Origin of the sequence: Loktanella sp. R86503 (assembly GCF_042466455.1) — a bacterium.
Lineage (GTDB): Bacteria > Pseudomonadota > Alphaproteobacteria > Rhodobacterales > Rhodobacteraceae > Loktanella.
The window spans coordinates 1,129,507-1,155,709 of sequence record NZ_JAXHCI010000002.1 but is presented as its reverse complement, the minus strand read 5'-3'; the positions used below and the strand labels follow the sequence as shown (position 1 = coordinate 1,155,709).

26 protein-coding genes and 1 tRNA gene are annotated in these 26,203 nt (G+C 62.6%); 11 read left to right on the top strand and 16 right to left on the bottom strand.

Annotation, left to right across the window (positions count from 1 at the left end):
- Nucleotides 1-21: 21 nt before the first annotated feature.
- Nucleotides 22-1,029: a helix-turn-helix domain-containing protein gene (locus SJY10_RS06615; RefSeq protein ID WP_386680778.1), complete on the bottom strand. Its 1,008-nt coding sequence runs from the start codon at nt 1,027-1,029 to the stop codon at nt 22-24.
- Between the two features lie 132 nt (nt 1,030-1,161).
- Here SJY10_RS06615 and SJY10_RS06610 point away from each other — a divergent pair, with 132 nt between their 5' ends.
- A complete protein-coding gene (locus tag SJY10_RS06610) occupies nt 1,162-2,184 on the top strand; it encodes an alpha/beta hydrolase family protein (protein WP_386680776.1) in 1,023 nt (340 codons plus the stop codon).
- 74 nt (nt 2,185-2,258) lie between these two features.
- Here the strand turns inward: SJY10_RS06610 and SJY10_RS06605 are convergent, their stop codons facing one another.
- From SJY10_RS06605 to SJY10_RS06590, 4 genes are read right to left on the bottom strand one after another with little or no spacing between them, the layout of a single operon-like run.
- The gene (locus SJY10_RS06605; protein ID WP_386680774.1) at nt 2,259-3,272 is read right to left on the bottom strand and encodes a glycosyltransferase family 4 protein; all 1,014 of its coding nucleotides are present in this window, start codon (nt 3,270-3,272) and stop codon (nt 2,259-2,261) included.
- Nucleotides 3,269-4,249 (bottom strand): glycosyltransferase family 2 protein, encoded by a 981-nt coding sequence (locus tag SJY10_RS06600; RefSeq protein WP_386680771.1) that lies wholly within the window; start codon nt 4,247-4,249, stop codon nt 3,269-3,271. Before SJY10_RS06600 ends, SJY10_RS06605 begins: the two co-directional genes overlap by 4 nt.
- A 23-nt stretch (nt 4,250-4,272) precedes the next feature.
- Entirely contained in the window at nt 4,273-5,196 is a 924-nt protein-coding gene (locus tag SJY10_RS06595) for a glycosyltransferase family 2 protein (protein WP_386680768.1), read from the bottom strand.
- A gap of 4 nt (nt 5,197-5,200) precedes the next feature.
- Nucleotides 5,201-6,436, bottom strand: a complete 1,236-nt coding sequence (locus tag SJY10_RS06590; protein ID WP_386680765.1) for an oligosaccharide flippase family protein — start codon at nt 6,434-6,436, stop codon at nt 5,201-5,203.
- Between the two features lie 243 nt (nt 6,437-6,679).
- Between SJY10_RS06590 and SJY10_RS06585 the strand changes: the two genes are divergently transcribed.
- Nucleotides 6,680-7,867: a polysaccharide biosynthesis/export family protein gene (locus tag SJY10_RS06585; RefSeq protein ID WP_386680763.1), complete on the top strand. Its 1,188-nt coding sequence runs from the start codon at nt 6,680-6,682 to the stop codon at nt 7,865-7,867.
- 82 nt (nt 7,868-7,949) lie between these two features.
- On the opposite strand, the gene SJY10_RS06580 is transcribed toward SJY10_RS06585, so the two are convergent.
- On the bottom strand, nt 7,950-9,329 hold the full coding sequence (locus tag SJY10_RS06580) for a WecB/TagA/CpsF family glycosyltransferase (RefSeq protein WP_386680761.1): 1,380 nt from the start codon (nt 9,327-9,329) through the stop codon (nt 7,950-7,952).
- 247 nt (nt 9,330-9,576) lie between these two features.
- Here SJY10_RS06580 and SJY10_RS06575 point away from each other — a divergent pair, with 247 nt between their 5' ends.
- The 3 genes from SJY10_RS06575 to SJY10_RS06565 all read left to right on the top strand — a co-directional run bounded on the left by SJY10_RS06575 (nt 9,577) and on the right by SJY10_RS06565 (nt 13,021).
- Nucleotides 9,577-10,191, top strand: coding sequence for a LuxR C-terminal-related transcriptional regulator (locus tag SJY10_RS06575; RefSeq protein ID WP_386680759.1), 615 nt, complete (start codon nt 9,577-9,579; stop codon nt 10,189-10,191).
- Nucleotides 10,192-10,301: 110 nt separating this feature from the next.
- Nucleotides 10,302-11,747 (top strand): hypothetical protein, encoded by a 1,446-nt coding sequence (locus SJY10_RS06570; protein WP_386680757.1) that lies wholly within the window; start codon nt 10,302-10,304, stop codon nt 11,745-11,747.
- Entirely contained in the window at nt 11,744-13,021 is a 1,278-nt protein-coding gene (locus tag SJY10_RS06565; protein WP_386680754.1) for an O-antigen ligase domain-containing protein, read from the top strand. Before SJY10_RS06570 ends, SJY10_RS06565 begins: the two co-directional genes overlap by 4 nt.
- Before the next feature lie 94 nt (nt 13,022-13,115).
- Here SJY10_RS06565 and SJY10_RS06560 read toward each other — a convergent pair.
- Nucleotides 13,116-13,192: transfer RNA gene (locus SJY10_RS06560), tRNA-His, on the bottom strand.
- A gap of 82 nt (nt 13,193-13,274) precedes the next feature.
- On the opposite strand from SJY10_RS06560, the gene SJY10_RS06555 reads away from it, so the two are divergent.
- Entirely contained in the window at nt 13,275-13,466 is a 192-nt protein-coding gene (locus SJY10_RS06555; protein ID WP_386680752.1) for a DUF6324 family protein, read from the top strand.
- Between the two features lie 5 nt (nt 13,467-13,471).
- On the opposite strand, the gene SJY10_RS06550 is transcribed toward SJY10_RS06555, so the two are convergent.
- From SJY10_RS06550 to SJY10_RS06525, 6 genes are all read right to left on the bottom strand, one after another.
- On the bottom strand, nt 13,472-13,882 hold the full coding sequence (locus tag SJY10_RS06550) for a thioesterase family protein (RefSeq protein WP_386680751.1): 411 nt from the start codon (nt 13,880-13,882) through the stop codon (nt 13,472-13,474).
- Nucleotides 13,883-13,885: 3 nt separating this feature from the next.
- Nucleotides 13,886-14,350: an MmcB family DNA repair protein gene (locus SJY10_RS06545; RefSeq protein WP_386680748.1), complete on the bottom strand. Its 465-nt coding sequence runs from the start codon at nt 14,348-14,350 to the stop codon at nt 13,886-13,888.
- 405 nt (nt 14,351-14,755) lie between these two features.
- Nucleotides 14,756-15,223 carry a transcription antitermination factor NusB gene (gene nusB, locus SJY10_RS06540; protein WP_386680746.1) on the bottom strand — a complete coding sequence of 156 codons (468 nt, stop codon included), beginning with the start codon at nt 15,221-15,223 and terminating at the stop codon, nt 14,756-14,758.
- Complete coding sequence (locus SJY10_RS06535) at nt 15,220-15,747, bottom strand: 6,7-dimethyl-8-ribityllumazine synthase (RefSeq protein ID WP_386680743.1); 528 nt, start codon at nt 15,745-15,747, stop codon at nt 15,220-15,222. The genes nusB and SJY10_RS06535 overlap by 4 nt, the downstream gene beginning before the upstream one ends.
- A complete protein-coding gene (gene ribB / locus SJY10_RS06530) occupies nt 15,747-16,877 on the bottom strand; it encodes a 3,4-dihydroxy-2-butanone-4-phosphate synthase (RefSeq protein ID WP_386680740.1) in 1,131 nt (376 codons plus the stop codon). Before ribB ends, SJY10_RS06535 begins: the two co-directional genes overlap by 1 nt.
- Before the next feature lie 108 nt (nt 16,878-16,985).
- Nucleotides 16,986-17,582 (bottom strand): riboflavin synthase, encoded by a 597-nt coding sequence (locus SJY10_RS06525; RefSeq protein WP_386680738.1) that lies wholly within the window; start codon nt 17,580-17,582, stop codon nt 16,986-16,988.
- Between the two features lie 142 nt (nt 17,583-17,724).
- Between SJY10_RS06525 and SJY10_RS06520 the strand changes: the two genes are divergently transcribed.
- The 3 genes from SJY10_RS06520 to SJY10_RS06510 all read left to right on the top strand — a co-directional run bounded on the left by SJY10_RS06520 (nt 17,725) and on the right by SJY10_RS06510 (nt 22,335).
- On the top strand, nt 17,725-19,011 hold the full coding sequence (locus SJY10_RS06520) for a capsule biosynthesis protein (protein WP_386680735.1): 1,287 nt from the start codon (nt 17,725-17,727) through the stop codon (nt 19,009-19,011).
- A 169-nt stretch (nt 19,012-19,180) separates the two neighbouring features.
- Complete coding sequence (locus SJY10_RS06515) at nt 19,181-20,311, top strand: polysaccharide biosynthesis/export family protein (RefSeq protein WP_386680732.1); 1,131 nt, start codon at nt 19,181-19,183, stop codon at nt 20,309-20,311.
- Between the two features lie 5 nt (nt 20,312-20,316).
- Complete coding sequence (locus SJY10_RS06510; RefSeq protein WP_386680730.1) at nt 20,317-22,335, top strand: capsular polysaccharide biosynthesis protein; 2,019 nt, start codon at nt 20,317-20,319, stop codon at nt 22,333-22,335.
- Here SJY10_RS06510 and ribD read toward each other — a convergent pair.
- The 3 genes from ribD to SJY10_RS06495 all read right to left on the bottom strand — a co-directional run bounded on the left by ribD (nt 22,332) and on the right by SJY10_RS06495 (nt 24,428).
- Entirely contained in the window at nt 22,332-23,420 is a 1,089-nt protein-coding gene (gene ribD / locus SJY10_RS06505) for a bifunctional diaminohydroxyphosphoribosylaminopyrimidine deaminase/5-amino-6-(5-phosphoribosylamino)uracil reductase RibD (protein WP_386680727.1), read from the bottom strand. The genes SJY10_RS06510 and ribD overlap by 4 nt on opposite strands.
- Nucleotides 23,417-23,884: a transcriptional regulator NrdR gene (nrdR, locus tag SJY10_RS06500; RefSeq protein ID WP_090189208.1), complete on the bottom strand. Its 468-nt coding sequence runs from the start codon at nt 23,882-23,884 to the stop codon at nt 23,417-23,419. Before nrdR ends, ribD begins: the two co-directional genes overlap by 4 nt.
- Before the next feature lie 139 nt (nt 23,885-24,023).
- Nucleotides 24,024-24,428: a secondary thiamine-phosphate synthase enzyme YjbQ gene (locus SJY10_RS06495; RefSeq protein WP_386680725.1), complete on the bottom strand. Its 405-nt coding sequence runs from the start codon at nt 24,426-24,428 to the stop codon at nt 24,024-24,026.
- 61 nt (nt 24,429-24,489) lie between these two features.
- Here SJY10_RS06495 and SJY10_RS06490 point away from each other — a divergent pair, with 61 nt between their 5' ends.
- The gene (locus SJY10_RS06490) at nt 24,490-25,164 is read left to right on the top strand and encodes an SDR family oxidoreductase (protein ID WP_386680723.1); all 675 of its coding nucleotides are present in this window, start codon (nt 24,490-24,492) and stop codon (nt 25,162-25,164) included.
- 146 nt (nt 25,165-25,310) lie between these two features.
- Nucleotides 25,311-26,198 (top strand): YghX family hydrolase, encoded by an 888-nt coding sequence (gene yghX, locus SJY10_RS06485; RefSeq protein ID WP_386680721.1) that lies wholly within the window; start codon nt 25,311-25,313, stop codon nt 26,196-26,198.
- Nucleotides 26,199-26,203 lie beyond the last annotated feature (5 nt).

Here is a 26,203-nt window from a genome sequence, read left to right as displayed (position 1 = left end):
CGCCGCCGCGCCCGGTGTCGCCTAGGGTTCCTGCCGCGTGGCCGCGTTGCTGCGCGCCCAGTCACTTGGTGACATGTGCATGATGCGCGCAAACTCGCGGTTGAAATTCGACTTGGTATTAAACCCGGCAGACAGCATCGCGGATGTCACCGCCTCGCCTTGGCGCAGGCTGTCGCAGGCGGCGCGCACACGGTGCGCGTTGATGTAGCGCGATACATTTTCACTGGTCTTGCGATTGATGGCGGCAGACAGCTGCTTGACCGGAACGTGCAGACGCCGGGCCAGCAGGGTCAGCGTCAAATCGGGGTTAAGGTAAAGCCGGTGCGAGGTCATCAACTGGTCCAGCCGCGCCATCAGCGCATCGTCCGCCTGATCGTCGATCCGCACCGCTGGGGCGGGCGGTGACTGATCGGGGTCGGTCAGGCTGTCAGACAGGGAAAGTGCACCCAGCAGGATCAGCGTCCCCGTTGAAAACAGGCTGATGATCCAAGGCTGCCATGCGCTGCGTCCGGCAAGCTGGGCCGCAACGATCAGGACATCGCTGAAGGCAGAGCCGATCAGGCAAAGCCCCATGATGCGCCAGATCCGCAAAGGCACATCCCCGGTTCCCAGACGCAGCCGCGGCAGGGCGTCCGGGCCGTGGCGCAGGGTCAGCAGGATCGCACTGCCATAACCGGCATAAAGCAAGGGTATCGCCCCATCCAGCCATGCAGGCGCGGTGACAAGGCAAAACAGGACAAAGACCGGACCAAGCGCGTGCCAGACATCCGACTGCCAGCGCAGTCCACGGATGGCCGTGCCCTGAAAACTGATCCAGGCTAGGGCGGGAATCATGGCGGCACTGACCGGCTGGACGTTTCGGAACGCGGCAATGCCATAGTGCTGCGCCAAAGAGATGACGGCACCCTGCGCCGCACAGGCCCCCAGCAGCACAGCCAGCAAACGGATGCGGCCTTCACGCCGCAGCAATGCGACCAGCAGAAAGCCAAGGACCAGTGATCCGCACAGCGGGATGGGAAGTGTCGGCATCAAAGGCACCCTTTTGATCCACCTTACGTCCTGAAACGGGTTCTGCGCGACCTTAAACCGGTTCGAGGACGCCAGCTTTTTCAATGCGTGCGACCGAATGGCAATCGCAATTATGCAAAAGGAGCCTTCCAAATGAAACACACCGTCCTGAGCTTTGCCTTCGCCGTTACCGCTAGTTCGGCGCTGGCAAACGGGCTTGCAGGCTTTGAAGCCGTGACCTTTCCCGTCGCCTATCAGGATGCGCTGGTGTCCGGCGCGATCTGGTATCCGGCGACCGATGGCGGCACCGCGGTCAGCATCGGTGACAACGGCGTGTTCCACGGCACAGCGGTCCAAGATGCCGCACCGATTGCCGCGGGGCCATTTCCTGTTGTTCTCGTCTCGCACGGACTTGGCGGAAATATCCGCACGCTAAGCTGGCTGACGGCCGGACTTGCGGCGCGGGGCGCGGTGGTGGTCAGCGTGGATCACCCCAACAGCACAACGCAGAACTTTGATTTGCGGGCAGGCCTGGATCATTGGACGCGCGTTCAGGATCTGCAAACGGCGCTGGACAAGCTGGAGTCGGACCCGCGCTTTTCGGGGCAGCTGGACATGACGCGGGTCATGGCGGCGGGGTTTTCCTATGGCGGCTGGACTGCGCTTTCCATGGGCGGGATCACGGGCAATCTGGCGGGCTATGCCGCCCATTGCGCCGAAGTCGGCGGCGCGTCATCCCATTGCGCCGATCTTGCAGAGGGCGGGGTTGATTTGTCCGGTCTGGACGCCGCCGCCTGGGATGCGCCCTACAAGGACGACCGGATCACGATGGTGGCTGCGATTGACCCAGGGCTGGTTTACGGGCTGGATCAGACAGATGTGCAGGATTTGGTCGATGACGTCCTGTTGATCGGACTCGGCGAAGGCGCAGACCGCCTGCTTGCGACCGATTTCAGCGCCACGGGCAGCGACTTTGCCGCAAAGCTGCCGGACCCAAAGGTCGAGGTGATTGCACCGGCCAGCCACTTTTCGGCCTTGCTGCCCTGCAAGCCTATGGGGGCCGAAATTCTGAAGGAAGAAGGCGATGATCCTGTTTGCGATGACCCCGAAGGAAGCGACCGCGTGGCCGTGCATGACCGCATCATCGCAAAGATTGCCGCGCAGCTGGGCCTGTAAGCAGCCCTGCTATGCGGGCATCTGGGCAAGGGCTGCACCTTGGCTGCCCCTGCCACCGCCCTAGCGTGTCAGCCCTATGCCGCCTGTGTGCGGGGGGCGATGCGGCTGGCAATCAGGTCCAGCCACGACTGGATGAACGCTTCTTCCAGCACGGGGGCGGTGCGCAAGGTGGCCGCGCCCCCCGTGCCCCCCGTGTCCCCCGCCGCGGCCTGCATCAAAGCGCCAGCAATGTCGCCTTCAGCCGTCAGCGGGGTGACGATTGCCCCGTGCGCCGCGTGATCGTTCAGGCCGTCGATGTCAGCGCAGATCAGGGTTCTGCCTGCGCTCAGCGCCTCGATGGCGACCAGACCATATGCCTCCCAGCGGGACGGCATGATGACCGCGTCGACAGCGTTAAAGGCATCGGTGGGCGCGGCGGCGAAACCTTTGAAATGGATGCGCGGATCACCCGATGACAGCTGGCGCAGCGCGGCTTCTTCTTCGCCCTGACCATAGATGTGAAGGGCAACGTCAGGCTGCGGTAAGGTGCGGAATGCAGCAATCAACGAATCGAACCCTTTTTGCCGGTCCAGCCGTCCGATCGCGCCAAAAATCCGAACAGGCCCGGCGCGGCGGGGGATCGCACGAAAGGCCTGAAGATCAACGCAGGATGCAATGGTGCTGATTTTGCCTGCGCGGCACAGGGACTGCGCCCGCATCCATGCGGCCTGCGCCGCGCTGACGGCGACCACGGTGTCGAACATCGCAAAGCCAAGGCGCAGCATGGCCAGAAACCGGCGCGGCCTTGCCACGTTATGCGTCATGAAACCTGCGGTATAGCTATGTTCGACATGGATCATCGGTTTGCGCAGATTGGCAGCGCGCAGGGCGATCAGCCCCGGCAGTCCGCGCCAGTTCAGCGTCAGATGGGACACGATGATATCCGCCTTCAGCGGCACGGGTCTGATGCTGCCCCGGCTGACCTGCTGCGTGACGTGGTGCGCCTGCGCCTGCAACCGGCCAGAGGTCACGAGGAAATCGACAACCCGCATAACACCGCCCGCTGTGGTGTCATCGACAAGGTGCAGGACCGTAGGGCGGTGGGTCATGCCTTTTGCGCCTTCAACGACAAGAGTGGGGCCAGAACGGCGCGCCCGACCAGTCGCAAGGCCAGCGCCGCGACCAGAGTGACGATCGTCTTGACCGGCTCTTCGGTCAGCGGCTGGCGTGACTGACGCATGGCACCGGTCACCATCCGCCATGCGCGGGCACCGTCACCGTCGCTGACCGCCCGCCGCGCCAGATAGCGCAGCTGATAAGACCGTGCCGCCGGCGCAAGCTGCGTCATCAAGGCAGGGTTCAATGGGGTCAGTTTCGCGATCATCGCCTCCCAGGCGGCCAGCTGCCGGTCTGTTGCGGCGGACAGGCCACCAGCACTGATGCGATAGCGGGTCAGCAGGCCCATCACACCTTCGAACTGCCAGTCGGTCGTCAGTGCGATCCGCATCCAGCATTCGATATCTTCGGACTGGCGGAATGTTTCGTCAAAATAACAGTCGCGGGCAACCTCTGTCGCGGGGCGATAGGCGATAGCGTCAAAGACGGCGCGGCGGATCACCGGCGCGGAACCGTTCCCGATGGGGTTCCGTTTCAGGATATGCGCCGCATCAACGCCGGTCAGACGCGGGCGCTGGGCCTGCCGCAGGAACTTGCCGTCGTCGTCGATCAAGGAAGACCCAGCATAGCTGACGCCGACTGCGGGCGAAGCATCCAGATGCGCGACATGGGCCTGCAGCTTTGACGGCTCCCACAGATCGTCCGCGTCGCAGAACCCGATCAGATCGCCGGCGGCAGCATCAATACCGGTGTTGCGCGCCCCGGCCAGCCCGCGATTGCGCTGCTGGATCAGACGCACACGCGGATCGCTTTGGAACGACATCGCGATGGCAGCGGTCGTGTCGCTGGACCCGTCATCGACGACGACGATTTCAAAATCGCGAAAGGTCTGGGCCAGCAAGGCCGAAAGCGTGGACGCAAGGGTGCGGGCCGTGTTGTAGGCGGGAACGACGATTGTGACGCGGGGCATGGCTGCCTCCTTTTCAGGTAAGATTAGCGCGCGAACAGGCGGCGGGACAGGGTGCGGGGCATCACCAGCGCGGCGACAGCCCCCAAAAGGGTCAAGGCACCGCGGCGGGGCGCGGAAAAGAATGCAGCAGGGCTGAATGACACGCCGCGCAGCGCATAGCGCAAAGCTTCTGCGCGCCCTTGGCCGAGGCGCAGGGACCGCCGCGCCAGATACCGCTGATGCACAGCCTCTGCCGCGCGGTTTGGCGCATGGCCGAAACGGGCCGCGGTCCGCAGCGCGGTCTGGCGCCCCCCTGCCATGGCCTGCAGGTCAGAGGACAAACCGCCCGTGCTGGCGCGATACCACGTCTGGCAAAGCGGGACGCCCACGATCCGGGCCCCCTCGCCTACCAGACGGATCAGCCATTCCAGATCCTCGTTATGAACGATGTTCCGGTCAAACCCGCCGCTGGCGGCAAAGCGGGACTGCCGCAGGCTGATGTTCGACATGGTGCAGACCGGATTTTCGCCCAGCAGCATCGGGATGGTCAGCGGCCCCTGTGGTACAGTGGAAAAGGTGCGCGCGCCTTCGGGATCGCGGGTAAAAAAGGCAACCTGACCATAGGCCGCATCGATGCTTTTGTCGGCAAAAACGGTTGTCAGTTCTGACAACTTGGTCGCCGACCAGATGTCATCGGCGTCGCAAAACGCAATGACCGTGCTGGGGGCGGCAAAGGACGCGCCGTGGTTGCGGGCATCGGACGGCCCCTTGCCGGGGTTGCGCACAAGCGTGATGCGGCTGTCTTGCGCGGCCAGCGCCTCTACAATCGCGCAGGTCGCATCAACCGAGCCGTCGTCAACGCAGATCGCCTGCCAGGCGGGATGGGTTTGGGCGGTGATGCTGGCCAGCGTCTGCGCCAGCGTTGCGGCGGCATTGTAGCAGGGAATGACAACGGTGAATTTCATCATGGGATCAGACCTTCAAAACGCGGGGTGAAAAGGCAGCGCGCAGCGCAGGAAGCGAGGCCGCAACGAAGATCGTGGTTGTCGTCACGGCATAGCCTGTCGCGACCGCGGTCAGGCCAAGCGGTGCCAGCAGAACCGTGTTGGCGATCACGCCAGCGGCCAGGGCCACGGTCACAGCCAGTTCGATCTGCGGACGGTTGCCTGCCCGCAGCCAACCGGCGGCAGCGGTCCAAAGCGTTGTCGGAATCGCGACAAGGCACAGGATGGCGACGATATCACCGATTTCGGCCCAGCCATCACCCAGCAGAACGGGGATATAATAAGGCGCGGCCAGCGCCTGCAGGATGACAACCGGACCAATCAGACCGACGCCCACCAGAATGCTGCCGCGCAGGGCCGCATTGCGGTTGTCGGTCTGGGTCAGATGCGGAAACAGGACGGTGGCAAAGGCAACGGTAAAGGCGTTCGATAGGCTTAGCCCCGCATTGAAGGCCATGAAATACAGGCCCAGCGCCTTTGACCCCAACAAAAGACCGACAATCAACTTGTCGGCCTGCAGCCGCAACGCCTTTACCAGTTCCACCCCCAATACCGCCCAGCCATAGGTCACAAAAGGGCGTAGCGGAGCAAAGCCTGCGGCGGTATTGCGGTGCCAGGGGTGCAGACGGCGCACGGCGATCAGCCAGATCGGCGCAGAAAGCAGGCGCGGCAGGATCAGCGCCAGCGCCGACGGCCAGACCAGCACCAGCAGCACCGACATCAGGTTCGCACCCACGACCTGGGCACCGGCAATCGACGCCGTCCGGCGCAGCTTGCCTGCCCGCATGGCCAGCGCGACCTGCACCAGACCGGCCGGCATAAACAGATATTCGGCCCCAAGCAGCAGGATCAGGGCAGACAATGCCACGCTGCCGCCCGACAGCCAGAAACCGGCAGCGATCAGGGCCTGAATGGCAAACAATGCGGTGCACCATCCCCAGAAAATGCGGTGGGCCGTGGCGCAGACCGAATCCAGCGTCTCGTCGCTTGCTGCGATGATGCGCTGGCCAACACCGTTTTCCGTCAGCGATTTCAGGATGTCGCCAGCGGCCATCGCCGTGGCAGCAATACCGATCTGCCCCAGATCAAGTGTCCGGGCGACCGCCACCACGACAATCAGCCGAGAGGCTTTGGACGCGACCTCTGATGCGCCATAGGCCATCAGGTTGCCGATCAGAGCCTTGGATCGTGATGTTGACTGCATGATACCTCGGTCGCTTTGGTGGTTGCGGTAAACAAAGGTTTAAAGCAGCAAAGTCCCCGTGTCGCGCACACCTCTGGCCAGCAGACCCGCGCAAATGGGCAACAACCTACCCTTCCGGATAGGGCGCAGGGCCGCTGCCCCTTGGACCGGGGCGCGCAATTGGCATAGGCTGCCTGCAACGTCAGATAGCAGAGGTGCGCGTTGGCCCATTCACTTTACTTGTCATGCGCCCTGTCGGTTCTGATGTTGACGCCGGCATGCACGGCCTATGACAAGCCCGACAATATCGAACCGGTTGCGGCTGGCGGTGCCTATCAGGCGCAGTACCGCGACCCGCATGTGACGCGGGACAACGCGATGTTTCTGCGGTCCCCTGCCTTGAATGCGCAAAAATGCCTGCCGCTTGGCGGTGTCGATGCCGCTGGCAATGCCTTGGGCAAGGGTAGCATCATGGCGGCGGCCATCCTGCAGGGCGAACGCCTGACCCGCAATGACCTGCTTGATGTGCGTGTCGGCGATGATCCGACCTTTAGCGGACCTTATGTCGTATCCCGCGATGGCACGCTGAAACTGCCGTTTCTGGACCCGATCCAGGCGCAGGGCCGTTCAACCGCAGAGGTAGAGGCCGATATTCTGCGCGGCCTGCAAACGAAAGACTTTTATGCCGATCCGCCCCAGCTGTCGGTGCGGGTGACGGACTTTGCCTCTGTCACGGTGGGCGTATCCGGCGCGGTGTTTGAACCGCATGCCGTGGAAATCGGCGGCGTGCCGGGGGACGGGCTGGATGTCGTGCGCCAGACCGCGCTTGGTGCCTCGACCGAAGGGCGCAACTTGTCGGCTGCGCTGCGCGCTGTCGGCGGAGTGCGGCCAGACGCCGACATTTCAGCCGTCGAGGTGCGCCGCGGCGGCGCGGTTTACCGGCTGGATATGCGCGGTGTGTTCGAAGGGCAAAACGCCGTCGACATTATGCTGCTGACCGGCGACGAGGTGCGTGTGCCCAGCCGCCAGTGTTTCCAAGAAGATCTGATGCGGCCCAGCCCGATCAGCCCCCCCGGTGTCAGCCTGTATCTGTCGAACCTGACCCAGCCCGCGACCAACAATGCCGCCTCTGCCATCGGGCAAACCGTGCGCGAGGTGCCTTATGGCACGCGTTACATGCAGGCCGTCATTGATGCGAACTGTGTCGGCGGGCCGCGCAGTACTAGCGCCGACCGATCATCCGTGCTGTTTACCCGCAATCCGGTCACGAAGGTTTCTGCCGTGATCGAGCGGGACATCGAAGACCTGCTGCGCCGTGCGGACCGCGACGATTACGACCCCTATCTGCTGCCAGGCGATGCGCTGGCGTGTTATGACAGCACCGTCACCAATATCGCGGAAATCGGCAGGGTCTTTGGTGTGCTGGGGGCTGCGGCCCTGCTGGCGCAGTAAGGCAGCTTTTCCCTTTTCCGCCGGTCCAAACGCAATCAGGCAGCCCGAAGGCTGCCTGATGATACGCTGCTCAAACCTTGGCCTAGTGGGCACCGCGGCCTGACAAAACGGCCCCAAAGGTGCGGGCAATCAGTGTCAGGTCCAGCATGATCGTCCGCGTCCTAGCATAGGCCAGATCCATATCGATCATCTCGTCAAAGGCGATATCGGCGCGGCCCGACACCTGCCACAGACCGGTGATGCCTTGCTTGACCGACAAACGCCCCATAGCTCGGGCGGGATAGGCGGCAACTTCGTCCGGCAGCGCGGGGCGCGGGCCAACAATCGCCATATCGCCGCGCAGCACGTTCAGGATCTGCGGCAGTTCGTCGATCGACAAGCGGCGGATGACCTTGCCCACCTTGGTGATGCGCGGGTCGGATTTCGATTTAAAGCAGATGCCGTCCCGGTCAGAGCTTGCCAGAAGCGCCGCGCGGCAGCTTTCAGCATCCTGTGTCATCGATCGGAATTTATACAGCGTAAAGGGTTTGCCGTTCAGACCGATGCGGGTCTGCTTGAACAGCACCGGCCCGCGCGAGTCGGCCTTGATCGCCAGCGCGGTCAGCGCCAGAACGGGGGCAAGCGCCACGCAGGCAAAGCCCGCAACGGTGATATCCAGCGCACGGCGCATGATGCCGGCCCCCGCCCCCTTGCGCAGCGCAGCGACGCCTGCGCGGGCCAGAAAGGCCGGGTTGCCGGCCAGATAGCGGCGCGCAAGGCGGCGCGGTTCCTGCGCCAGGCGCCAGACCCATTCGGACCGGGCGCGCCGCACCCAAAGCGGTGCGCGGCTGACGTTGCCTGCCAGAAAGTCCAAGGCCGCGCCAACACCCGTCACCAATTGGGCGTCCAGCTTGTAGCCATGGCGGTGAATCCAGATCTCTTGCATCGGTACACCCAGTGCGACCAGAACGATGTCCGCGCCGCTGGCATTGATGTCGGCAATGACCGCCTGTGTATCCTGCGCGCCCGCAAAGCCGTCGCGGGTGCCGGCGATACGCAGATACGGGATCCGCTTTGTCAGATTGGCCGCAGCGGCATCTGCCGTGCCGGGCGTGCCGCCGAACAGATAGACCGATTTACCCATCTTCGCAGCCTGCGCCAGCAGCGCGGGGATCAGGTCGGTCCCGTTCAGGTTTCCAGCCAGACGCTGGCCCGTCATACGCGCCGCAAGCGCCACACCGATCCCGTCGGGCAACAGCACGTCAGCGGCCTGCACGGCGGTCCGGTACGCCCGGTCGCGGTGCATCATGTTGCAGCAATGGGCGTTCATAAAGAAAGCGTTGCGTTTGCCCGGCGACAAAAGCGCATGAACCGCATCTTGCTGGGTGCTGTCGATCAGCGACAGATCAAGCGCCGGAAGATAGGCTTGGGCACCGGCAAAGGCGGCGGCAGTAGCATCGAAATCAAAGGTAGCGTGTTTCATCTGGGGCATCCCGCTTTCAAATTCATTGCATTCAGATCAATGAAAACAGGGGTTTGGCGCAACGAAGCGACAGGATAGCTGCCGGGGACAGTCGCGCAGGGGGCCAGCACTTCGGCGATGCGATGCTCTGCAAGCGGGGAACAAACCTATACGAATTGGCTAAAATGCTCGCCAAATTTTCCAAAAGTTCAGCCCAAGTTTTGCCGCAGTCTCGGCCTAAGGGACTTTAAAGAGGGTAAGACACGCTATGAGAGTATTAATCGCCGACGACCACGACCTGCTGCGCGACACGCTTGAATTGTTCTTGCAAGGTCAGGGCGGGATCGAGACGGCATCAGTCGGCGATTTCGACGCGGCCTGCGCCAGGATTACGGCAGACGCGCCCTATGACCTTGTCCTGCTTGATTACAACATGCCCGGCATGAACGGTCTGGCGGGCCTGAGGGCTGCACTGGCGATGGGCGGCGGCCAGCGTGTCGCCCTAATTTCAGGCGAGGCGAACAGACAAATTGCCGAAGACGCCTTAACCGCTGGCGCCGCCGGATTTGTGCCTAAATCCCTGCCCGCCAAGTCGATGGTCAACGCTGTGCGGTTCATGGCGATGGGTGAAAAATACGCCCCGCTTGATTTCATGACAGCCGCCGAAGACTTTGTTGCAAACCCTTTGGCGGAAAAACTGACGCCGCGCGAACTGGCGGTGCTGCGCGGCCTGACCGAAGGGAAATCCAACAAGCAAATCGGCCGCGATCTGGATATTCAGGAATCGACGGTCAAGCTGCACGTCAAGACGCTATATCGCAAAGTCGGTGCCGCCAATCGCACGCAGGCCGCGATGATGGCCCGCGAAGCCGGACTTTACTGACCTATCCATCTGGATAGGTCGCGACCCCGATGCGACCGGCACATGCCCCTCCGCGTAAGTGCCAGATGCGATTCAAATTGTTAGGACTTTGGTTGAAGGAGAGTTAATCCATGTCCTATGCGCCAGCCGACACAACCCTGATCGCCACCGGGCCTGCACGTCACAAAGGCAAGATCCGCCGCGCCCTGATCGGTGGCAAGCTTGGCGATCTGGGTCGGTTGCCGCGCTATACCGCATTTGCCCTGCTGGGCGGCGCGCTGATCTGGGCCCCGATTGTGGGCTATCTGCGCACGGCGCCGCTGAAATACACTTCTTCAACTTCGTTGATCCTGCCGGGGTCCGGTGCCTCTGCCTCCTTGAACCTGAACGGGATTGGCCAGGCGTCTTCCTCGGCGAATTCGGCGTTTTCCAGCAATGCGGTCAGCCCGACCGAAACCTACAAGCGTTTGCTGAATGCGGACCGTATTCTGGCCGCAGCGGCCACCGCGCTGGATATCGCGCAAACCGATCTTGGCCAGCCGCGTGTGGAGCTGGTCGATCAAACCAGCCTGATCCACTTTCAAATGACCGGCAGCAGCCCAGAGGATGCACAGGCCCGCGGCAATGCAATTCTGACAGCTTTTTTTCGCGAACTCGATGCCCTGCGCACGGACGAGGTGACGACACGGCAGGACAGCAGCCTTCAGGCGATCGCCGATTACCGCGATTCCGTGGCCGGCACCCGCGCGGTCATTTCGTCCCTGCAGGACGATACGGGCCTGCTGTCGGTGCAGCAATACGACGTGCTGCTGGATCGCAACCTGACGCTGGAAACCGATATTCGCAGCCGCACAGCCGCCCTTGCCGAAGCTGATGCCGCCGTTGCCGCACTGTCGCAGCAGCTGGGCCTTGATCCGGCCACAGCCGCCAAGACGCTGAAACTTTATGCTGACGGGGCCTATCTGGCCCTGATCGAAGAGGTCGCCCGCTTTGGCGCCGAACTGGCCGAGGCGTCGGCGCAATACGGCGCGGCGCATCCGCTGGTCGTGACCGCGCGCGATGCACGCGATACGGCACAGACGGCTGCCCTGCAGCTGGCCACTGCGACAACGGGGCTGGATACGGCGACGCTGGCGACCCTTGATCTTGCGCCCCAGGGCGTTCGCGCTGACCTGCTATCAGAACTGGTGCGCAAGGATGTGGACCGCGCGGGACTGGCGCAGGAACTGGCGACGCTGCGTGCGCAACACGCCGAAGGACAGATCGACCTGAACCAAAAAGCCGCCGCTGCGGCCCAGCTGCAGGATCTGGAACGCGACTTTACCGTAGCCGAGGCTGTCTTTGCCTCTGCCATCGCCCGCGCCCAGTCCAGCAAATCCGATGTCTATGCCTCTTATCCGCTGGTGCAGGTATTGGAAAATCCGTCGCTAGCGGATCGGCCGTCATCGCCCAACCGCAAGTTGGCGATTGCAGCCGGAATCGCTGCGACCTTCATGATGCTGATGGCGCTGGTCATGGGCTGGGTGCGCCTTGCCGTCATCAGCCGCTTGCTGACAAAGCCGGCCCCCAAGTCATGACCGATCTGAACCCGGTCGAACGGCTGATCTATCGCACGCTGGTCTGGACCTGGCCGTTCTATGCCATCGGCGCGCTTTACGTCGTCGGGCCGGTGCTGGCCTGGTCGCTGGGCGGATTGGCTGTGCTGATCCTGTATCTTGGCACTGCGGTGCGGGACGACATGCGCGCGACAGGTCCGGTGCCTGTCGTGGTCTGGCTGTGGATCATCGGTATGGCCATCATGCTGGTCGCTCTCTGGGCTGGCCATCTGAATTGGTCACTGGGGCTGAAGCAGACCATCAAATCATCCATCGGCTGGGCCAAGGGCTGGGCTCTGCTGGCGCTTTTCCCGCTGATCGGTGCAATCCTGCCCATCCGCCGCAGCGTGTTGGTGCGGGGACAATGCGTTATCGGCCTGACCACTTTGATCCTTGCCCCCCTCATGCTGGCCGCGCCCCATATCGGCCTGCCAGAACGGATATTCACCTCGCCGCTCAAGGCGATCGGTGGTCCGGGGCCAGAGTATTTTTCGGTCTATCTGTTCACATGGGACCCCGGCAGCTGGACACCGCGCTGGCAGTTTTACGCCCCATGGTCGCCTTTTGCCGCCTTGTTGGGCGTGGTTCAGGTTCTTTTCGCGCTAGAGGAAGGCAACCGCCGCTGGCGCCGGATCGGGATTGCGGCAGGGCTATTGATGATCTTCGCGTCCAAATCCCGCATGGGCCTTGTGGGGCTTGCCGCCTGCACCGTCGCACCGCGCATGATGCCGCTGGTCCTGCAGGGCTGGGCGTGGCGCATACTGTCGGGCCTGACCGCTTCGCTAGCCATTACCGGCGCAGCGCTGGCTGCGGCAGCCAAGGATGCCGTGTCCGCCTTCAAGGGTGCCCGGGCCGACAGCACCCGCGTACGCGAAACCCTGCAGCGCATCGCCGCCGAACGCTGGCGGTCAGAGGCGGTCTGGTTCGGCCATGGCACCGTCCACCCCGGATCCCACGCCGTCGAATACATGCCCATCGGCAGCCATCACACTTGGTATGGCCTGCTATTCGTCAAAGGGCTGGTGGGTTTTGGTGCCTTGCTTGTGCCACTGGTCTGGCAGACCCTGCTGACCCTGCGCGACGCCGCCCTTGGTTCGCGCGGCCGTCTGCCGATGGGTCTGATGATGACGATCATCCTGCTGACGTTCGGCGAAAACGTCGAAATCGAAGCCTATCTGCTTTGGCCTGCCTTGCTGTTGCTTGGCGTCCATGCCCGCGAAATGGCCAACGATCCTGTACCGCAGCCCGCAGCATAGGACGCGCGCGCCCGCCATGACAGCGCAACTGCCTGAAGCAAACGCAGGCTACACATGCCGCGCCGAAGCGGCCTGATATCATGCGATGGGGGAATGGTACCACGTCCTGGTCTCGAACCAGGGACCTCTTGATCCACAATCAAGCGCTCTAACCAACTGAGCTAACGCGGCACTGCGGCGGATTTAGCGAACCCTATCCATGATTGCAAGACCCTAAAGCCCCGCGTAAAAGCCAAAAAAACAGGAGGCCCCAATGGGTATCAACGACGAACGCGATCTGGAAGCAAACATGCAAATCGGCCCGACCGAACTTGGCATGGTCCGCTTGTTCATTACCTCTGGCGCGATGGAAATCCCGATGGACTTCGACCCCGAAGAAGCCGAGGAAATCGCAGAGGAAATCCGCGCTGCAGCAGCCGCGGCCCGCGCTGTCAAACCACGCTGACGGCGTCAGGTCGCAGCAGATTTTGCGGCGACTTTTGCATTGAAACGCGCCACGTCAATCGTGGCGCGGCGATGCGTGCCTTCGCTGATCAACCCCGCCGCATCCCAGGCGCGGACATGGAATCGCAGGCTGCGCCCCTCGACGGCAACCAGTTCCGCCTCAGCGCGGATCTCCATCCCTTCGGGGGTCGGTGCGATATGGGTGACATTGATGTCGGTGCCCAGCGAATGCTGCCCCGCCTCCTGATGCGGCAAGACGCATTTGATCGCGGTCTCTTCCAAAAATCCCACAAGATACATCGTCGCCAGCACAGGCGGCATGGCGGAAAAATCACCGAAAACGCCGGTGACGCCCGGCACCAGCATATCGGCGGTCACGGTCATCCGCGCCTCGGCCTTTAAACCTGCTGTCAGCATTACTCACCCCCCGAATGGCAGCGCAAATCCCGGATCACGCGCTGTTTGTGCCCGCACTGCGGCATGCCGCGCGAATTTCTGGATCATGACCTTGCGCCGCGCTGGCGCAAGCCTTGTTTCCGGCCCCATCGCCAGAATTTCCGCATCATACCCGTCGGCGATCATCAAGCCGGTCTCTTCGGGCAGCAGTTCGGTTGGAAATTCCGGCCCGACGGCCCAGAAAAACCGGTCACACCACGGTAGATACCCCTGCCACTTTGCATCCGACTGAAAATCCGCCCGCGACGACTTGCACTCGACGATCCAGATCTCTCCCTTCGGCCCCAGTGCCATCACGTCGACCCGCAAGCCAGAGGTCGGCACCAATTCCTCGACGCAAACAAAATCATGCCCGCGCAAATGGCGCGACACACCCCGCGCAAGCAATTGACCGGGCATCAGGACAGGCAGGTTCATATCATCAGGCATGGGGCAAATATGAACAAAACGGAAACATGCGTCAAGCCCGCGCCAGATATTTGCACGCTCCCCTCTTGCCGAACCCCGCACGCGGGCTTACCTCATGCGCAGGCGGGCTTCTGCTCTTCCTGTGCGTATGGGGGCTACATTCCAGTGGCCTTAAGCAAATCCGAGGGCGCTGGCTCTGTCCGGACCCTGGTCCGGTTATCTGGTGCCCACCTGTATATACAGGTCCTCGGGAATAAGTCCCTGCACGGTCGCTGCGGTTCCCGCCACCTTTCCCGCCAGCATGCACAAACGCGGCGGCGGTGCCTCCCCCCGCTTCTTCTGGTCAAAAATATCCTGGGGTCCGGGGCAAAGCCCCGAAAAAGGGTGGGCGGGCGGGCACGCTGCACCCGCCGCGTCAATCCGCGCCTAAAATCCTTCTGGCCGCAACTCGTGCGCCATATGATCCAGCACTGCATTCACGAACCGCGGCTCCTTGCCGTCCGGAAAGAACGCGCCGGCCACGTCGACGAATTCAGTGATGACGACCTTGGGCGGCGTCTGCTTGGCAATCAGCTCTGCGCCGGCTGCACGGAACAGGGCGCGCAGGGTCGGATCGATCCGGCCCAGCGGCCATTTGGCAACCAGAGCGCGGTCGGTCAGTTGGTCGATGCGGGCCTGCTCGTCCACGGCCCGTTCGAGCAGCGCGCGAAATGTATCGACATCACCTTCCAGCATTTCGACATCATCAAATACCTCGCCAAAGCGGTGGTCTTCGAATTCCTTGATCACACCGTCAACGGTCTGGTCGATCGCTTCCATCTGAAACAGCGCCTGCACCGCAAAGAAACGGGCGGCAGAGCGCATCTTGCGCAACTGGTTGTTCGAAATCGTCATACCGTCTCTCCGCCTTTGGCCAAAGCGCCGGCGGTGAAACCCACGCTTTTGCCTGCGTTGCCCCAGCGCCGTTCCAGCGCAATCAGATGCAGCGCCGCTGCCGCAGCACCGCCGCCTTTGTTCTGTCCATCCGCCTGCGCCCGCACGGCGGCCTGCTCGTAGTTTTCAACAGTCAGGATGCCGTTGCCGATGCACAGGCCCTGCAGACCCAGCAGGGTCAGGCCGCGGCTGGAATCGTTACAGACGGTGTCGTAATGCGTCGTCTCGCCGCGAATGATGCAGCCCAGCGCGACATAGCCGTCAAAGTTGCTAAGCCGTTCCGCGATGCCGATGGCGGTGGGAATTTCCAACGCGCCAGGCACGTCTGTAACTTCAAGCGTCACGCCAGCCTGATCGCATATCGCGCGGGCCCCTGCGATCTGCTGATCATAGATGTCCTTGTAATAAGGCGAGGCAACGGCCAGCAATTTCACCGGCGCATCAAACGTCGGCAGCGGCATGGAATAGTGCGAGGGTCCGGCCATTATCCGATCTCCGAGATTTTGCGGGTGCCGGTGATTTCCAGCCCGTATGCGTCGAGCCCGACGACCTTGGGCCGGGGCGAATTGGTCAGCAGTTCAATCTTGTGCAGGCCCAGTGACGACAGTATCTGCGCGCCAAGGCCATACTGCCGCAGCGTCTGGGGCGACACATCGTCATCGGGCACCATTTTCATGTGCAGATCGCGCAGCAGCACCAGCACGCCGCGCCCTTCGGCGGCGATCAGTTCCATTGCGTCATGAAACTCGGCGCTGCGGCCGCGTGGGCCGGTGCCGATGATATCCAGCATCGGGTCCAGCGCGTGCATGCGCACCAGCACTGGGTCGTCGGTGGTCACGTCGCCCTTGACCAGCGCAATATGCTCTGCACCCTGCGTTTCATCGGTATAGATCCGCATGTCCCAGTCACCGCCGAATTCGCTGGTGATGGTCTGGCTGGACTGCTCGCGCACCAGATTGTCGTGGCGGCGGCGATAGGCGATCAGATCGCTGATGGTGCCAATCTTCAGCCCGTGCATCTGGGCAAAGGCAATCAGGTCCGGCAGGCGCGCCATCTCCCCATCATCTTTCATGATCTCGCAGATCACGCCGGACGGGTTCAGACCAGCAAGGCGGCTGATATCGACGGCAGCTTCCGTATGCCCTGCTCGCACCAGCACGCCGCCTTCTTTTGCCCGCAAGGGAAAGACGTGGCCCGGGGTCGCGATATCGGCGGCCCCTTTGCTGGCGTCGATGGCCACGGACACGGTGCGCGCGCGGTCGTGGGCGCTGATGCCGGTGGTAACGCCTTCGCGGGCTTCGATGGAAATGGTAAAGGCCGTTTCGTGGCGCGACGAATTATTCGTCGACATCAGCTGCAATCCCAGCGCATCAATGCGCGCGCCGGGCATCGACAGGCAGATCAGCCCGCGCCCGTGGGTCGCCATGAAGTTGATCGCGTCGGGCGTTGCCATCTGCGCGGGGATCACCAGATCGCCTTCGTTCTCGCGGTCCTCGTGGTCGACAAGGATGAACATACGGCCGTTGCGCGCGTCCTCGATGATGTCTTCAATCTTGCTGATCGCGTCAGACCAGTCGCGTTCAACCGGGCCTGGCGTCTCGAAGGGTTGGGTCATCGGGGGTTCCTTTGGCGTGTTGCCTCGGCCAATAGCCCAGCCGGGGCGGTTTGGAAAGATCGTGGCAGCGCTATCAGGCCGCAGCCCTTGCACAAGGACCCTGCGTCATCAGTCGTATTCGCGCAGGCGGGCGACGTAGCGGGCCATCGTATCCACCTCCAGGTTGATGGCATCGCCGACCTTTGTTGCGCCCCATGTCGTCACCGCCTTGGTGTGCGGGATGATGTTCACGCCAAAATCGCGGCCATCGACGGCATTGACGGTCAGCGACGTGCCGTTCAGCGCGATGGACCCCTTGGGCGCGATGAACCTGGCAAATGCCTGTGGCGCGCGAAAGGTGAACCTTGTGCTGTCACCTTCGTCCTGCACGCCCACAACCTCGGCCACGCCGTCAACGTGGCCGGACACGATATGCCCGCCCAGCTCGTCCCCGACCTTTAGCGCGCGTTCCAGATTCAGCGCCTGCCCCACGGTCCAGGCCCCTACATTCGTGGCCCCCACGGTTTCGGCGCTGATTTCCACATCGAACCAGTTTTGCGGCGTGCGGCCCAGCGCGACGACGGTCAGGCACACGCCTTCGCAAGCGATGGATGCGCCAATGTCGATGCTATCCACATCATATCCGGTGCCGATGCGCGCGCGCAGATCGCCGCGCTGCTCCAGCTCAAGGATACGGCCCATATCGGTGACAATTCCGGTAAACATCACATGCTCCTTCACGGTTTGTTTCGAGGTAGCCCCTCATGCTAAGCCAGACAAGCGCTGCGTTCCGTGTTAACGCCAACGCGCCTTATTTTTGCCCCCGGAAAGGGTTAACAACCTTTCATTGCCTTATCAGATTGTTTCCGTGACCGATCCCGCCAACCGCCAGTTCCTGTTTCTTCAAGGCCCCCATGGCCCGTTCCTGCACCGTCTGGCCCAGATGCTGCGGGCAGCCGATGCGCAGGTCTGGCGTGTCGGTTTCAATGCCGGTGACCGGGCGTTCTGGTTCGGAGGCCAGGGGTATATCCCGTTCCGCGACCCGCACGATCAGTGGCCGGATACCTTTCGCGCCATCGTGGCGCAGCATAATATCACTGATATCGTGCTTTACGGCGACACCCGTCCGATCCATGCCAAGGCCGTTGATATCGCCAATGAACTTGGCCTGCGCATCCACGTCTTTGAAGAAGGTTATATGCGCCCCTATTGGGTGACCTATGAACGTGGCGGCACCAACGGCCATTCGCGCCTGATGGACATGAGCATCGAAGACATGCGCAAGGCGCTGGCGATGTCCGATCTGGAAATGCCGACGCCGCCCGCACACTGGGGCGATATGCGCCACCACGTGTTTTACGGCGCACTGTATCATTGGTTTGTGATGTTCCGGAACCGGGACTATCGCAACTTTACCCGCCACCGGGAACTGCCTGTCGCCGTGGAAACTTGGCTATACACCAAACGCCTGCTTCTGATGCCCTATATCGCGCTGGACCGGCGCATTGCGACGCTGCGCATTCGCTATGGCGGCTTTCCCTATCATCTGGTGCTGCTGCAACTGGAACATGACGCCAGCTTTCAAAAACACTCTCCCTTCACCCGGATGGAAGAGTTTTTGACTGTCGTTATGGATGGTTTCGCCAAAGGCGCGCCGCGGCATCATCATCTGGTGTTCAAGGCGCACCCGCTGGACAACGACCGCAGCCCGACAAAGCGGATCATCAAGCGCCTTGCCGCGCAGTCCGGCGTCAGTGACCGGGTGCATTATGTGCGCGGGGGCAAGCTGGCGCGGATGCTGGATCATGCCCGCACCGCCGTGACCGTCAATTCCACCGCCGCGCATCAGGTGCTGTGGCGCGGCATCCCGCTGAAGGTGTTTGGCAATGCCGTCTATAACAAACCGGAATTTGTATCCGATCAGGCCCTGCCCGACTTTTTCACCGCCTCTGACCGCCCAGATAGCCGCGCTTACAAGGATTATCGGCGGTTTTTGCTGGAAACGTCTCAGGTTCCCGGCGGCTTTTATTCCACCCGCGGGCGGCGGCAATTGATGCGGCAAGTGGTCGATATGATGCTGGCGGACGCCGATCCCTACGACAACCTTGCCTTGGGCAAAACGCCGCCCCGCCAGCCCTTGCGGATTGTCGGCTGATAGACACAACACCTTGCGTGACAGACCTTGTTTCGCGACACGAAAGCAACACTGGCGCAAGTCCGGTCCCGCCCTGCGGTCTGCCAAACTATCTTTCCCTGCATCTTTCCCGTAGGTTAAAAGAAAAGACGACCGAGGCAGAACAATAACAGGTCGAGGAGACCGAGCAGTGCTATTCCTGACATTGCGCCTTTCGCGGGGCGCCGCCCTCGTTGTCACGCTGGGTATTCTGGCCGCTTGCGCCCTACCCCGCGTGGGACCGAACAAATCCGAGATTTTTGCAGGCTCTGTCCTGCGTGAAGGCGACGCCTTCATCCTGACCGTGGACGACCGCGTCAATGCGATCGCCGCCGTGGCCCCCGCGCTGGGCTTCACCGCCGGGTTCCTGAATGCGGGGGAACTGGGCTCTGATACGATTCGCGCTGGCGACACGCTGGGGCTGACGATCTTTGAAAACGTCGATGACGGCCTACTGGTCCCGCAGGGCCAGAACGCCAGCGTGCTGGAAGAAGTGCAGGTCGACGGTCAGGGCTATATCTTTGTCCCCTACGCCGGCCGCATCCTGGCCGCTGGCAATACGCCAGAGGCGATTCGCCGTATCATCACAAACAAGCTGGCCGACCAGACCCCCGATCCGCAGGTGCAGGTGCGCCGTCTGGCCGGTGACGGTGCAACCGTGTCCGTATCAGGCGCGGTCAACGGTCAGGGCGTCTATCCGATCGAACGCCCTACCCGGTCGCTGATCCCGATGCTGGCGGCCGCTGGCGGCGTTGCCATCGAACCTGATATCGCCCGCGTCACCGTGGCGCGCGGCGACCAAAAGGCCGAAGTGTTCTATAACGATCTGTTCGACAATCCTCGCAACGATGTCGCCCTGCGCGACGGCGATGCGATTATCGTCAAATCCGACAGCCGCACCTTTACCGTGCTCGGTGCCACCGGCTCGCAAGACCGTGTGACATTCGAAAGCCAGAAAATCTCGGCGATCGAGGCGCTGGCGCAGGTCGGCGGTCTGTCGTCAACGCAGGCCGATCCCACGGGCGTCTTTGTGTTCCGCAACGAACCGGAAGAGATCACAGAGCAGCTGGTTGGTCAGGATCTGACCGGCACACAGCGCGTGGTTTATGTGCTGGACCTGACCCGGCCCAACGGCATGTTCATGGCCCGCGATTTTGCCATCCGCGATGGCGATACCGTCTATGTGACCGAAGCGCCCTATGCGCAGTTCAACAAGGCTATCGCAGCCGCCACAGGATCGCTGAACGCTGTCGACTCCGTATCGTCGACAACCGGGCTCTGACTCCTGTGCCTTCCGATCAGACAACAGCCGCCGCAGGTGAAAACCTGCGGCGGCTTTTCGTTTACAACGGCGGATTTCTGACCCAGACCCGCGTGCGACGTATTCTGGCGCTGGCGGGTTGGGACATTTCCCTTGGGCTGCCCGGCGACGGCGACACCGTGGGCGTCTGGGGCCATTCCCCCACCGCCCCGCGCGGCGAAGCGGTCGCCGCCAGACGCGCCGCCCCCATTGTGCGGGTGGAAGACGCCTTTCTGCGCTCTGTCCTGCCCGGCCGGGATGGAGAGCCGCCCATCGGTCTGGTGATCGACAGCCGGGGCATGCATTACGATCCCGCCCAGCCCAGCGATCTGGAATGTATCCTGCGCGACGATCCTCTGGGCGATACTGCCCTTCTGGACCGCGCCCGCGCCGCGATGGATGACATCGCCCGCTCCCATCTGTCGAAATACAACGCCTTTGATCCCGCCCTGCCCGTGCCCGATCCCGGCTATGTGCTGGTGATCGACCAGACGCGCGGCGATGCCGCCGTTACCGCCAGCAAGGCCGACGCCAATACCTTTCGTGAAATGCTGTTCTATGCGCAAACCGATCATCCGAACGCGCGCATCATCATCAAGACCCATCCCGAAACCGCCGCTGGCCACCGGCGGGGCTATTTCACTGACCAATACGCCGATCCGCGCATTACGCTTTGCGATGATCCGGTCTCGCCTCATGCGCTGCTAGCGGGGGCCATTGCCGTCTATACCGTGTCATCGCAACTGGGGTTCGAAGCAATCCTCGCCGGTCACAGACCCGTCGTTTTTGGCCAGCCGTTCTATATGGGCTGGGGCCTGACCGATGACCGGATGCCGCTGGACCGCCGCCAGCGCCGTCTGACGCGGGCGCAGTTGTTTGCGGGGGCGATGATCCTTTATCCGACGTGGTATGATCCTTATCGCGACACCCTGTGCGAGGTAGAGGATGCAATTTCAGCCCTGACCGCGCAAGCCCGCGCGTGGCGCGACGACCGCAGTGGCTGGACGGGACACAGGCTGAGCCTTTGGAAACGCAGCCCCCTGCAAAAGGTGTTTGGACGGCACAAGCCCATGCGGTTCAGCAAAGCCGATACCGCAGCAGATGACTCCCGCCGTCACATGATCTGGGCATCAAAGGCACCGCAAGATACTGATATGGTCCGGATCGAGGACGGCTTTCTGCGATCCCGCGGGCTGGGTGCTGATCTGATCCCGCCGCTGTCGCTGGTGCTGGACCCGGTCGGGATCTACTATGACCCGACCCGGCCCTCGCAGCTGGAAACCTTGATCGCCGCCGCCTGCGATCTGCCCGCCGGTGCCCGCGCCCGTGCGGACCGGCTGATCGCAAAACTGATCAAAGCGGGGCTGTCGAAATACAACCTCGGTGCCACCGACCCGCTGCGCGGCCTGCCTGCGGGGCGGCGGATTTTGGTGCCGGGGCAAGTTGCAGACGATGCTTCGATCCGGTTGGGCACATCGGACGTGACCACCAACGCGGATTTGCTGCGCGCCGCCCGCGCCGCCAATCCTGCGGCGGTGATCCTTTATAAACCGCACCCCGACGTCGAAAAAGGTCTGCGCAATGGCGCTGTGCCGGACGCCGCCGACTATGCCGATGCCGTGCTGCCGGGCATGGACGCCATCACCGCGATAGGGTTGGTGGATGAAGTGTGGACGATGACCAGCACGCTTGGGTTCGAGGCGCTGTTGCGCGGCAAACGCGTCACCTGCCTTGGCACACCGTTCTATGCGGGCTGGGGTCTGACCGATGACCGCGCCATGCCGATTCCGCGCCGCGCCGCCATCCCTGATCTGACGGCTCTCGTCCATGCGGTGCTGATCGATTATCCGCGCTATTTTGACCCCGTCACGGGCCTGCCCTGCCCGGTCGAGGTTATCGTGGACCGGCTGATTGCCGGCGATCTGCCGCGCCCCGGCCGCGCCAATCGCACGCTGGCGAAAATGCAGGGTGCCCTTGCCGGTCAGGCGTGGCTTTGGCGGCGTTAGGCGGGGTGCCAGTATTGCACCACATCGCCGCCAACCGCTGACACATCCGTCAGGGTAAAGCGCGGCGCGTCCTGCAGTTCCAGCACACCCAGCCCCGACAAGGACGGCAACCCGTCCGCGCCAATCGCGACCCCGGCCTGCATTACAACCAGTTCGTCCACCAACCGCGCCTGCAACAGGCTTGCCGCCAGATGACCGCCGCCTTCGCACAGCACGCGGGTGATGCCGCGGTCTGCCAAGGCATGCAGCACAGAGCGCATGTCCATCCGGTGATGCGACACCGCACATTCTACGGTCTGCACCCCTACCTTGATCCAGTCGCGGGTATCGGCGTCCGGCCCGTGGCACAGCCAGACCGGCTGCGCGCGCGCGGTCTGCACAAGCCGCGCATTGATCGGCAGGTTCAAATCGCGGGAAATGACAACGCGCACCGGCTGGCGCACCTCGCCCAGATCGCGCACGTCCAGCATCGGATCATCCGACCGCGCCGTGCCCGCGCCCACCAGCACCGCATCATGGCGCGCACGCAGGGCATGGACGGCCCGCCGGGCCTGCGGCCCTGTGATCCAGCGGCTTTCGCCGCTTGCAGTTGCGATGCGCCCGTCCAGACTGCTTGCCAGTTTCAGCGTTACAAAAGGCCGCCCCTGCGTCACGCGGCTTAAAAAGCCTGCGTGATCGCGGGCAGCCTGTTCCTGCATCAGCCCCAGTTCGACCGTGATCCCCGCCTCGCGCAGGCGCACCAGCCCCTGCCCTGCGACACGCGGATCAGGATCGCCAATCGCCACGACAACCCGCGCCGCACCAGCCGCAATCAGGGCATCGGCGCAGGGGGGGGTCTTGCCCGTATGGGCACAGGGTTCCAGCGTGACATAGACCGTCGCACCGCGCGCGGCGTCACCGGCCTGTTCCAGTGCAACCCGTTCCGCATGGGGACGCCCGCCGCGCTGGGTGGCCCCGCGCCCGACGATCACGCCATCCTTGACAATAACGCAGCCCACCGCCGGGTTCGGCCAGACCTGCCCCATCCCGCGCCGCCCCAAGGCCAGCGCCAGCGCCATATAGCGGGCGTCAGCGGCGGCGGTCATGCGTCTGGTTTGGTATTCGGGCGCAGATCGTTCATAAACTTCTCGAAATCATCTGCCGCCTGAAAGTTCTTGTAAACGCTGGCAAAACGCACATAGGCGACGGTGTCGATCCGCGCGAGGCTTTCCATCACGATCTCTCCGATCGTGCCGGAGGGGATGTCCGTTTCGCCCATGCTTTCAAGGCGCCGCACGATGCCGCTGATCATCTGGTCCATCCGCTCCGGCTCTACCGGACGCTTCTGAAGCGCGATCCGGATGGAGCGTTCCAGCTTGTCGCGGTCGAAATCCTCGCGCTTGCCGGTGGATTTGATGACGACCAGATCGCGCAGCTGCACACGTTCATAGGTCGTGAACCGCCCGCCGCAGGCCGGGCAAAACCGTCGCCGCCGGATCGCGACATGATCCTCTGCCGGACGGGAATCCTTTACCTGAGTGTCGACATTTCCGCAAAAGGGGCACCGCATAGCCAGTCCTCGTATTCTGTCCGCCTCTTGGGGTTTGCCCCAAGTTATCCACAGCGACTATAGGCGCAGCCCCAGCCTTTGGGTAGGGGCCAGAATCACCCCCCGCATATGGAGGGTGCGAGTGAGTCTTTTGTGCACGTCATGCCAGATGGGCGACCACCTGCCGCCGGTGCGGCGCATCGCGGTGTTCGAACAGATAGATGCCCTGCCATGTCCCCAGCGCCATGCGCCCGTCTGTCACCGGAATGCTAAGCGATACGGGCATCATCGCCGCCTTGATATGCGCCGGCATATCGTCAGGCCCCTCATAGGTGTGGGTCAGATAGGCCATTGCCGGGTCCGTCGTCGGCGGCACCAGACGCCCGAAGAACGCGCGCAGATCTGTCTGCACCTCCGGATCGGCGTTTTCCTGGATCAGCAGACTGGCAGAGGTATGGCGCACGAACAGTGTCAGCAGACCCGTCCCCTGCACCCATCCCGCCACGTCGCGGGTAAATTCATAAAGCCCCTGACCTTGCGTCGCGATCGTAAAAACATGCTGCATCTTTTGAACCTGTATCCGCGCCGGGCGTTAAGCCGGCAACACACAGCATAAGGAGCAGGCCATGGCCGGCAAGACACTCTTCATCACCGGCGCATCTAGCGGCATCGGCGAAGCCACCGCGCGCAAGGCCGTCGCGGCGGGCTGGAACGTCGGGCTGTTCGCGCGGTCCAAGGACAAGCTGAACGATCTGGTGACGGATCTGGGCGACAACGCCATGGCGCTTGCCGGCGATGCCACAAGCTATGACGATCAGGCAAAAGCCCTCAAGCAACTTGCCGACCGATACGGCGATGTCCATGCGGCCTTTGCCAACGCCGGGCGCGGCACGTCCAGCGGCGGGGCCGAAGGCGGCAATATCGAAGACTGGCAGGGTATGGTGGATCTGAACATCATGGGCCTGCTGAAAACCGTCAAGGCGGCCCTGCCCCATCTGAAAAAGACGCGCGGCCATATGGTGCTGACCGGATCAGCCGCGGGCCGCGCGCATATCAAAGGCTCAGTTTACGGCGCGACGAAATGGTTCGTACACGGCTATGGCGGAAATCTGGCCGAGGAGATGAAGGAATGGGGTGGCCGTTGCACGGTCGTGGCGCCCGGTATGGTCAATACCGCCTTCTTTGACGAACCTAAGCCAGACAAGCTGCAGCCGGCTGACGTGGCAGACGCGGTGATGCTGGCGCTGAACGCATCCCAGGTGAACGATGTGCGCGAAGTCTTTTTAATGCCGCGCGGCTAAGTCTGCGCTTTCCGATTTTTCGCCGAAAAATCGGCCTTTGGCGCGGGCGGCGATCATCATTTGGTGATGGCCGCCCGCTTTTGCTATGCATGTCACATATCGTCGCTAACCTGCCCGCATTCCATCGCCACATCAAAGGATGCGACATGACCCGACTGACCGCCAAGGATTTCGACCCCAAGCTGCTAGAACTTTACGATTTTTACGCTCACGGCATGATCACCAAGCGCCAGTTTCTAGACGGTGCGGCCAAATTTGCCGTTGGCGGGATGACCGCCGCGGGCATCTTGGGCCTAATGGCACCGAACTATGCGCTGGCCGAACAGGTGTCGTTCAATGACGAAAGCATCGTGCCCGAATACATCACCTACCCGTCCCCCAACGGCCACGGCGATGTGCGCGGCTATCTGGTGCGCCCCGCCAATGCCGAAGGCCCCCTGCCCGCCGTTGTCGTCGTGCATGAAAACCGCGGCTTGAACCCCTATATCGAAGACGTCGCCCGCCGTCTGGCCAAGGCAGGTTTCATCGCGCTAGCGCCCGACGGCCTAAGCTCTGTCGGCGGATATCCCGGCAATGACAACGAAGGCCGCGAGCTGCAGCAGACCGTTGATCCAACCAAACTGATGAACGACTTCTTTGCCGCTGTCGAATTTATGATGACACATGAAGATTCCACCGGGGCCGTCGGGATCACCGGCTTTTGTTACGGCGGCGGCGTCGCCAATGCGGCCGCCGTTGCCTATCCGGAACTGAAAGCCGCCGTGCCCTACTATGGCCGCCAGCCAGAGGCCGCCGATGTGCCTGCCATTCAGGCAGCATTGCTGATCCACTATGGCGGTTTGGACGAACGGGTGAACGAAGGCTGGCCCCCCTATCAAGAGGCACTGGACGCTAACGACAAGAATTACGAAGCCTTCATCTATGAGGGGGCCAATCACGGTTTCCACAACGACAGCACCCCCCGCTATGACGAAGAAGCGGCAGAGCTGTCATGGCAGCGCACCTTGGATCACTTCCGTAAGTATCTGGTATAAAGCGA

Coding starts and splice junctions, on each gene's coding strand:
- SJY10_RS06490 (WP_386680723.1), top strand. CDS start 24,490: ATGGCCGGCAAGACACTCTTCATCACCGGCGCATCTAGCGGCATCGGC.
- SJY10_RS06585 (WP_386680763.1), top strand. CDS start 6,680: ATGTTGACGCCGGCATGCACGGCCTATGACAAGCCCGACAATATCGAA.
- SJY10_RS06525 (WP_386680738.1), bottom strand. CDS start 17,582: ATGTTTACCGGAATTGTCACCGATATGGGCCGTATCCTTGAGCTGGAG.
- SJY10_RS06570 (WP_386680757.1), top strand. CDS start 10,302: ATGTCCTATGCGCCAGCCGACACAACCCTGATCGCCACCGGGCCTGCA.
- SJY10_RS06535 (WP_386680743.1), bottom strand. CDS start 15,747: ATGGCCGGACCCTCGCACTATTCCATGCCGCTGCCGACGTTTGATGCG.
- SJY10_RS06610 (WP_386680776.1), top strand. CDS start 1,162: ATGAAACACACCGTCCTGAGCTTTGCCTTCGCCGTTACCGCTAGTTCG.
- SJY10_RS06600 (WP_386680771.1), bottom strand. CDS start 4,249: ATGCCCCGCGTCACAATCGTCGTTCCCGCCTACAACACGGCCCGCACC.
- SJY10_RS06615 (WP_386680778.1), bottom strand. CDS start 1,029: ATGCCGACACTTCCCATCCCGCTGTGCGGATCACTGGTCCTTGGCTTT.
- ribB (WP_386680740.1), bottom strand. CDS start 16,877: ATGACCCAACCCTTCGAGACGCCAGGCCCGGTTGAACGCGACTGGTCT.
- SJY10_RS06545 (WP_386680748.1), bottom strand. CDS start 14,350: ATGCCTGATGATATGAACCTGCCTGTCCTGATGCCCGGTCAATTGCTT.
- nusB (WP_386680746.1), bottom strand. CDS start 15,223: ATGACGATTTCGAACAACCAGTTGCGCAAGATGCGCTCTGCCGCCCGT.
- SJY10_RS06580 (WP_386680761.1), bottom strand. CDS start 9,329: ATGAAACACGCTACCTTTGATTTCGATGCTACTGCCGCCGCCTTTGCC.
- SJY10_RS06595 (WP_386680768.1), bottom strand. CDS start 5,196: ATGATGAAATTCACCGTTGTCATTCCCTGCTACAATGCCGCCGCAACG.
- SJY10_RS06550 (WP_386680751.1), bottom strand. CDS start 13,882: ATGCTGACAGCAGGTTTAAAGGCCGAGGCGCGGATGACCGTGACCGCC.
- yghX (WP_386680721.1), top strand. CDS start 25,311: ATGACCCGACTGACCGCCAAGGATTTCGACCCCAAGCTGCTAGAACTT.
- SJY10_RS06575 (WP_386680759.1), top strand. CDS start 9,577: ATGAGAGTATTAATCGCCGACGACCACGACCTGCTGCGCGACACGCTT.
- SJY10_RS06495 (WP_386680725.1), bottom strand. CDS start 24,428: ATGCAGCATGTTTTTACGATCGCGACGCAAGGTCAGGGGCTTTATGAA.
- ribD (WP_386680727.1), bottom strand. CDS start 23,420: ATGACCGCCGCCGCTGACGCCCGCTATATGGCGCTGGCGCTGGCCTTG.
- SJY10_RS06590 (WP_386680765.1), bottom strand. CDS start 6,436: ATGCAGTCAACATCACGATCCAAGGCTCTGATCGGCAACCTGATGGCC.
- nrdR (WP_090189208.1), bottom strand. CDS start 23,884: ATGCGGTGCCCCTTTTGCGGAAATGTCGACACTCAGGTAAAGGATTCC.
- SJY10_RS06565 (WP_386680754.1), top strand. CDS start 11,744: ATGACCGATCTGAACCCGGTCGAACGGCTGATCTATCGCACGCTGGTC.
- SJY10_RS06605 (WP_386680774.1), bottom strand. CDS start 3,272: ATGACCCACCGCCCTACGGTCCTGCACCTTGTCGATGACACCACAGCG.
- SJY10_RS06555 (WP_386680752.1), top strand. CDS start 13,275: ATGGGTATCAACGACGAACGCGATCTGGAAGCAAACATGCAAATCGGC.